The sequence below is a fragment of the Salipiger marinus genome, from assembly GCF_035481585.1.
Lineage (GTDB): Bacteria > Pseudomonadota > Alphaproteobacteria > Rhodobacterales > Rhodobacteraceae > Salipiger > Salipiger marinus.
In genome coordinates, this window is record NZ_JAYKSL010000021.1 from 86,008 (window position 1) to 93,418 (window position 7,411).

General features: G+C 67.5%; 7 protein-coding genes. 5 read left to right on the forward strand and 2 right to left on the reverse strand.

Annotated features, from left to right (window positions below):
- Position 1 precedes the first annotated feature (1 nt).
- From VK682_RS21790 to VK682_RS21805, 4 genes are read left to right on the forward strand one after another with little or no spacing between them, the layout of a single operon-like run.
- The gene (locus VK682_RS21790; RefSeq protein WP_089850710.1) at positions 2 to 1,159 is read left to right on the forward strand and encodes an FIST N-terminal domain-containing protein; all 1,158 of its coding nucleotides are present in this window, start codon (positions 2 to 4) and stop codon (positions 1,157 to 1,159) included.
- Positions 1,156 to 3,399, forward strand: a complete 2,244-nt coding sequence (locus VK682_RS21795) for a PAS domain-containing hybrid sensor histidine kinase/response regulator (RefSeq protein ID WP_230797574.1) — start codon at positions 1,156 to 1,158, stop codon at positions 3,397 to 3,399. Before VK682_RS21790 ends, VK682_RS21795 begins: the two co-directional genes overlap by 4 nt.
- Positions 3,400 to 3,445: 46 nt before the next feature.
- Entirely contained in the window at positions 3,446 to 4,117 is a 672-nt protein-coding gene (locus VK682_RS21800) for a hypothetical protein (RefSeq protein WP_324782543.1), read from the forward strand.
- Positions 4,114 to 4,458 (forward strand): hypothetical protein, encoded by a 345-nt coding sequence (locus tag VK682_RS21805; protein ID WP_089850715.1) that lies wholly within the window; start codon positions 4,114 to 4,116, stop codon positions 4,456 to 4,458. The genes VK682_RS21800 and VK682_RS21805 overlap by 4 nt, the downstream gene beginning before the upstream one ends.
- 178 nt (positions 4,459 to 4,636) lie before the next feature.
- Here the strand turns inward: VK682_RS21805 and VK682_RS21810 are convergent, their stop codons facing one another.
- The gene (locus VK682_RS21810) at positions 4,637 to 5,446 is read right to left on the reverse strand and encodes a quinoprotein dehydrogenase-associated SoxYZ-like carrier (protein WP_324782544.1); all 810 of its coding nucleotides are present in this window, start codon (positions 5,444 to 5,446) and stop codon (positions 4,637 to 4,639) included.
- A gap of 120 nt (positions 5,447 to 5,566) precedes the next feature.
- Between VK682_RS21810 and VK682_RS21815 the strand changes: the two genes are divergently transcribed.
- A complete protein-coding gene (locus VK682_RS21815; RefSeq protein ID WP_324782545.1) occupies positions 5,567 to 6,598 on the forward strand; it encodes a quinoprotein relay system zinc metallohydrolase 2 in 1,032 nt (343 codons plus the stop codon).
- 4 nt (positions 6,599 to 6,602) lie between these two features.
- Here the strand turns inward: VK682_RS21815 and VK682_RS21820 are convergent, their stop codons facing one another.
- A complete protein-coding gene (locus tag VK682_RS21820) occupies positions 6,603 to 7,169 on the reverse strand; it encodes a hypothetical protein (protein WP_324782546.1) in 567 nt (188 codons plus the stop codon).
- Positions 7,170 to 7,411 lie beyond the last annotated feature (242 nt).

The following is a 7,411-nucleotide window of genomic DNA, read 5'->3' on the forward strand; positions in this document are numbered from 1 at the left end:
CGTGCCGCTTGACCGCAACCGCCCGGCTTTTGTGGGGGTGGCGGTTTCCGCCGCCACCGATCCGCAGGCGGCAGTTGCCGAAGCCGTGCGCCAGCTTGATCTGGCCGACACCTGCTTCGTGCTGGCCTTCGTGCCCGAACGCCTGCCGCTGGGGCCCTTGGCCGAGGCGCTGGAGACGCATCTGACCGGGGTGCCGGTCTTTGGCTGCACCACGGCGGGCCAGATCACCCCCGACGGCTATGACACCACGGCGCTGCTGCTGATCGCCTTTCCCCGGCGGCATTTCCGCTGCGCCTCGCAGTTCATCACGCCGCTGAATCCCATCTCGATCAAGCAGATCGCCGCTGACACCCGGCGGCTGTCGGCGCAGTTCCGGCACACGGCGGGCTGGGAACGGCTGGCGCTGGTCTTTGCCGACGGGCTGTCGAAACAGGAGGATCTGCTGGCCTCCACGCTGGAAAGCAGTCTGGGCGACGTGCCCTTTTTTGGCGGCTCGGCGGGCAACGGGCTGGATTTCCGCGAAACCTTCGTGCTGCATCACGGCCAGTTCCACAGCAATGCCGCGCTGCTGCTGCTGCTGGAAACCGATCTGGGCTTTGCCGGGCTGGGCTTTGACCATTTCCTGCCAACCGCGACGCAGATGGTGGTGACCGACGCCATCCCCGAGGAGCGGCTGGTGCTGGAAATCAACGGCGCCCCCGCCGCGCTGGAATATGCCCGGCTGGTGGGCTGCAGCGTCGACCAGCTTTGCCCCCGGGTCTTTGCGGAAAACCCGGTTCTGGTGCGCCACAACACCACCTATCACGTGCGCGCCATCCATTCCGCCAGCGCCACGCAGGCGCTGTCCTTCCTGTCGGCCATCGATGTGGGGCTGCTGCTGACGCTGGGCCGGGGCAAGGAAATCCTGCGCACGCTGGAGACGGGGCTGGACGTGACCAGCCCCGAAGGCCGCGCCCCCGATTTCATCCTTGGCTTCGACTGCGTGCTGCGCAAGCTGGAGATCGAACAGAAAGACCTTGGGCCGCAGGTCTCGGCCATCCTGCGTGACCGGCGGGTGCTGGGGTTCAACACCTATGGCGAACAGCATTGCGGCGTGCATGTGAATCAGACCTTTGTGGGCGTCGCGTTTTTTGAACCGGCGCGACGGAGCCTGCATTGATAAATCCCGACGATCCGCTGGACATTCAGGTGGCCAAACAGGCGCGCATCATCGATGCGCTGGTGCAGCGTGCCAACCGGCAGCACGAACTGGGCACCTCCGCCTATGGCGCCTTCCAGCAGGCCATCGCGCTGCAGGGGCAGATCTGGGCCAAGACGCGCGATCTGGAACGCGCCTCCACCGAACTGGAACAGGTGCGGCTGGAACGCGAACGCTCCCGCCGCAATCTGGCCGATGCGCTGGCCGCGATGGAGGGCGGCTTTGCCCTGTTCACCGACGGGCGGCTGGAGCTGTGGAACGACCTTTTCCAGACGCTGCTGCCGGATCTGGCCGACCGCATCCTGCCCGGGCTGAAGATCGAACGCTATTTCGAGGCGCTGCGCAGTTCCGCCCATCTGCGCACCGCCGATCCCGTCACCATCGAGGTGGTGCGCGAGGCCCGCCGCGCCATGGTGGGCACGGCGGCGCTGTCCTTCACCTGCGAGCTTGCGGGGGACCGCTGGTATCAGTTCGGGCTGCAGCGCACCTCCGAGACGGGCATCGTCATCCTGCAGACCGAAATCACCGGCATCGTGCGCCGCAACCGGTCGGAAAAGGAAAACCTGATCGACCGGCAGGCGCATTACCTGCAGGCCGCCTTTGACAATATGGGCTCCGGCATCTGCACCTTCTCCGGCGACGGGGCCGTGCTGATGCACAATGACCGGTTCCGCGACCTTCTGGGTCTGCCCTTCACGCTGCTGCAGAAGGGCCGCGCCCTGTCAGAGATCATGGGCTTCATCCAGACCAACGGCCTGATCCTCGACTCGCAGGCGCTGGATTTCGAACTGTGGGAGGACCGGCTGAACCGGCAGGGCCGGGTGCGCAAGCGCATGCGCCATGTCTCTGGCCGGATGCTGGATCTGCATGCCCACCGGCTGCCCGACCGCGGCTTCATCCTTGACGTGCGCGATGTCACGCTGGAAAGCCGCCTGACCGAAATGCTGGAAAAGCGCGTCGAGGAGCGCACCGAAGAACTGACCCACACCAACCGCCGCCTCACCGCGCAGTATCAGGCGCAGGCCCGGGTGGAGGAAGAACTGCGCATCGCCAAGGAAAAGGCCGAAGCGGCGGTGCGGTCCAAGACGCGCTTTCTGGCCGCCGCCAGCCACGACCTGCTGCAGCCGATCAATGCCGCCAAGCTGCTGATCTCCACGCTCAGCGAACTGGCGCAGGGCGGCACGCTCGCCCCCACGGTGGAGCGGCTGGAAGGCTCCTTCACCTCCATCGAACAGCTGCTGCATGCGCTGCTGGACATCTCGCGGCTGGATTCCACGCAAAGCGCGGTGTCGCCCAGCGATGTCAGTCTGGGCCCGCTGATGCGCGGCATCATCGCGGATCAGGCGCCGCTGGCCGCCCGCAAGGGGGTGCAGCTCGACATCGTGCCCTGTTCGGTCTTCGTGCGGTCGGATCCGCGCTTCCTGCTGCGGTCGATCCAGAACCTCGTGGTCAATGCCATCCAGTATACCGACAGGGGCGGTCGCGTGCTGGTGGGCTGCCGCAGGCGCGGCGACGAGGTGGTGCTGCAGGTCTGGGACACCGGCATGGGCATCTCCAAGGAGGACCAGACCCGCATCTTCGAGGAATTCACCCGCGCCGACAACGTGCCGCCGGGAGCCGGCATGGGGCTGGGCCTGTCCATCGTCGACCGCACCTGCCGCCATCTGGGGCACAAGGTGGCGGTGCGGTCGAAACCGGGCGTGGGCTCGGTGTTTTCCATCACCATGGCCGTGGTCCCGGGCATCGCGCGCCCCTGCGCGGACCGCCGCCCCGTCGCCGCCGAAACCGGCCCCGCCGACATGGATCTGATCGTGCTCTTGGTGGAAAACGACGCGGACGTGCTGTTTGCCACCACGCAGAAGCTGGAAAGCTGGGGGGCCAGCGTTCTGGCCGTGTCCTCCACCGCGGCGGCGCTGCAGGCGGTGCGCGACATCGGCATGCCGCCCGACATCCTGCTGGCCGATTACCAGCTGGATGGCAGCGACACCGGGCTGGAGGCGATCCGCGCGCTGCGGCAGGAAACCGGCACCAGCCTGCCCGCCATCATGATCACCGCCGATCACAGCGCCGAACTGGTGCGCACCGGCGCGCGCATGGGCTTCACCGTGCTGACCAAGCCGGTGGAACTGTCCCGCCTGCGCCCGCTGATCGACTGGAAGACCCGGGCGCGCCGCAGCGCCCCCGCCGAAAGTCTACAATGACAGCCCGCCCGCAGCGCGTAGGCTTGGACAAAAGGGAGGACATCTGATGCGCAAGACCATCGCACTCTGCTGCGCGCTCGCGGCTCTGGGCGGCCTGCCCGCGGCGCTCTCCGCGGCGGAAACGGCCACCTATGACCTGCTGTTCCGCTCGGGCACGCTGGACGACCTGCCGCGCGACCAAGCGCTGATCTATCACCGCGAGGTCAGCAACAGCCTGACCCCGGATGCCGCCACGCGCGACACCGGAGACATCGCGCTGTCCTTCTCCGACGGCGTCGCCGAACAGGCCGACCTGCAGTTCCGGCAGGACGGCAAGCACCGCAATCTGGGCAGCTTTCCCGCCAGCGTCGGCAATCCGATCATCATGTATTTCTACGAAACCGTGGTGCGCGACATGGCCGAAACCGCAGGCGGCTCGCCCTTCTACATCCGCAACCGGGTGAAGGACGCGCTGACCCGGCAATGGGCCGAAACCCCCGGCACCGCCAGCTATGACGGTCAGACCGTGGCGACGCGCAGCGTGACGCTGCGCCCCTTTGCAGAGGATCCGAACCGTGCCGCCATGCGCGGCTTCGGCGATCTGGCGCTGACCGTCACCATGTCCGACGCGGTGCCCGGCTGGTATCTCAGCCTCGAGGCGCATGTGCCCGGCGCCGAAGCCGACACCCCCGTTTATCATTCCGACCTGCGCTTCCAGACGCTGGAGCCGCAGTCATGATCCGTCTCGCCGCAGCCCTCGCCCTCTGCGCCAGTCCCGCCCTCGCGCAGGGGGTGGCCGAGCGGCTGAACGACTACCCGACAGAGGCGCGGGCGGATTACGTCTTTGCCTGCATGGCCAGCAACGGCCAGAGCCGCGAGGTCCTGCGCCGCTGTTCCTGTTCCATCGACGAAATCGCCGCCATCCTGCCTTACGAGGGCTATGTGGAGGCAGAGACGGTGCTCTCCCTGCGTCTCACCGGGGGCGAACGCATGGCCATCTTCAGCAATGCCACCGCCACCACGGCGCTGGTGGCGGATCTGCGGCGCGCGCAGGCCGAAGCGGAGATGATCTGCTTCTGAGCCACCTTCATCTTGCCCCTAAACTCCACGGGGGTGCGGGGGTGTGAAACCCCCGCGCTCCGGCAGCGGGGCTTGCCTCAGCTTTCGGCCTTGGGCAGCACCTGTTCGAACAGGTTGCCCTCGGTGTCGGTGGCGCGCACCTNTGTGAAACCCCCGCGCTCCGGCAGCGGGGCTTGCCTCAGCTTTCGGCCTTGGGCAGCACCTGTTCGAACAGGTTGCCCTCGGTGTCGGTGGCGCGCACCTGCAGCGCGGGCGCGCCATTGTCGTCATAGCTGAAGCGGAACACCGGGTTTTCGCTGATCGAAATCCCGCCCGTCAGCGTGAACAGCACCTCATCGCCCTGCCGCACCTCCAGCGAGTCGATAAAATGCGCGGGCACGAACAGCTGTGTGACCTGATCGCGCTGCAGGCCCGAATAATTGGGATGGCGGATCATGATCTGCGCTTCACGCCGCGCGGTCGACTGCTGCGGCATGGCCCCGCCAAAAAGCCGCAGCCGCATCTGGCCCATATCGGCCAGCGCCTGCGCCGGATCCTTGGTCGCGGGCGCCGAACAGCCGCCCGAGGCCTTGACGAACCGGCCTCCCATCCGCAGCCCTTCGGGCGTCTGCGCGATGACGCGCACGTTGGAATACTGGTTGACCCGCACCCGCAGCTCAAACTCCAGCGGCGCCATGGCGGGGCCAAAGCTCAGTTCTGCCGCCACCGGCGCGGGGTTTTCGTCCACGACCACCACCGCCCCGGTGATGACAGCCGACGGATCGGTCTGCCGGATCACCACCGGCACCGTGGCCGCGTCATGGGCGCGATAGGGGGCCTCGACCGTGAACAGCCCCTCCGCCGGGGCAAGATCGGCTGCGCCGGTCACATCCTCGCGCAGCATCTCCCATGTCGGGCTGTCGGTCAGCGGGTTCTGCGCAGTCTCTGCCTGTGCCGCGCCGGTCAGGGCAACGGCCAGCATCACGGCACGACTCAGTGGGGTCACCATCGGCTCCTCCTCCTCTGGCATCCCCCCATTATGCCAGATCCGGCGCCCCGGCGATATGCCGCCAAAGGTCGGTCTGGCGGGACAGGCACGCGGGGCGAAGGCTGGGTGCCGGAGGCTGCCATGTTCGAAGCGATCCTGACCCTGTGCCTTGCCGCGGGCGAGCCCTGCCGCCCGGTGCTGCTGCCCGGCCATGAGGCGGCGCAGGCCGCTGCCTGCGCCGCATCGCTCGCCACCGCAGCGCTGCCCGACTGGCCCGGTCTCGTGGCCAAAGGCCCGCCCGACTGTCAGCCGGTGGCAGAGCCGCTGACGGTCACAGAGATCGCGCCGGGGGTTTTCGTGCATACCGGGCAGGTGGCCGAACCGGAGCCCGGCAATGCCGGGGATGTCGCCAATCTGGCCTTCGTCATCGGATCAGACTCGGTGGCGGTGATCGACAGCGGCTCCTCCCGCCAGATCGCGGAGCGGCTGTGGCGGGCGATCCGCGTCCGCACCGACCTGCCGGTGCGCCATGTGATTCTGACCCATATGCACCCCGATCACGTCTTCGGCGCCACGCTCTTCGCCGAAACCGGGGCAGAGGTGATCGGCCATGCCAGCCTGTCGCGGGCGCTGGCCGACCGGGCCGACAGTTACACCGCCAGCTTCTCGCGGCTGTTGGGGCCCGGCTTCCTCGGCTCCGCCCTGCCGCAGGTCACGCGCGGGCTGGACGAGATCGCAGAGCTGGATCTGGGCGGGCGCGTGCTGGACCTGCGCCCATGGCCGCTGGCGCATAGCGGCACCGATCTGACCGTGTTCGACCGGCAGAGCGGCATCCTTTTTGCCGGGGATCTGGTGTTTGACGACCATACCCCCGCGCTGGATGGCAGTCTGACCGGCTGGCAGCAGGTGCTGGAGGATCTGGCGGCCCTGCCCGTCACGCGGCTGGTGCCGGGCCATGGCGGGCCGGTGCTGGACTGGCCCGAGGGGGCAGCCCCGCAGCGCCGCTATCTGGAGGTGCTGGCCCGCGACACCCGCGCCGCCATCGCGGCGGGCGATCGGCTGGGGCAGGCGATTCCCCATGTCGCCGCCTCGGAAGCCGGGCAGTGGCGGCTGTTTGACACCTTCAACCCGCGCAATGCCACGCAGGCCTTCACCGAACTGGAATGGGAGTGACCGCTCAGCCCGCCAGCGCCGCCTGCAACAGCTTGGAAATGGCGTAAAGCCGCTGTTCCAGCAGCACCGGCGTCTCGCAGACATAGGTCAGCGACCGCTGCCGGTCGGTATAGATGCGCTCGTCCCAGTCCACCTGTTCCTCCAGCGCGTCCACCCGGTCGTAATCGGGATCCGTGCCCTGCATCAGGCTGTCCATCTCGGTCCGTGCCGACTCGATCCGTTCGGCCAGCGCGATCTGGCTCAGCGAATAGTCCCCGATGCCAGAGATGATGCGGCTGCGCCGCTGCGCCAGACGGTCGAACACCCGCTCGAACACCGCTGTCATCACCGCCGGGTCGCGCCCGTGGCTGGCCACGAACTCCGCCACCAGCTGTTCGGCCTGCGCCATGTCGACCCGGCGCAGCGACAGCGCGGTGCCCAGATCGGCCACGTCCTGTGCCAGAGCGCCGTCCAGCGCCGGACTCTCCACCCCATGCGGCCACATCAGCCCCATCGACAGCGTCTCGACCTTGCGCTGGATGCAGGGCCATTCGGGATCGGTGAAGTCCGCAGCATGAACAGGCAGGGACACGCCCGCCAAGCCCATACAAACCAAGGCTGTTTTCAGTCTTTGCATGATGGTTCTCTCCCTGCTGCGAACTATGGAACAGGGTGGCGCCGGAGTCCATCAGACCGAATACCAACCATTGTCTGCATTGTTCGGGCGAAGCCTGCGCACCCATACTCCGGACAAGCGCCGTCAGTGCGTCAGAATACCGGAGGAGACTTTGATGCGGACACGTGCAGCCGTAGCCCTTGCAGCGGGTCAGCCGC

Coding starts and splice junctions, on each gene's coding strand:
- VK682_RS21800 (WP_324782543.1), top strand. CDS start 3,446: ATGCGCAAGACCATCGCACTCTGCTGCGCGCTCGCGGCTCTGGGCGGC.
- VK682_RS21805 (WP_089850715.1), top strand. CDS start 4,114: ATGATCCGTCTCGCCGCAGCCCTCGCCCTCTGCGCCAGTCCCGCCCTC.
- VK682_RS21810 (WP_324782544.1), bottom strand. CDS start 5,446: ATGGTGACCCCACTGAGTCGTGCCGTGATGCTGGCCGTTGCCCTGACC.
- VK682_RS21815 (WP_324782545.1), top strand. CDS start 5,567: ATGTTCGAAGCGATCCTGACCCTGTGCCTTGCCGCGGGCGAGCCCTGC.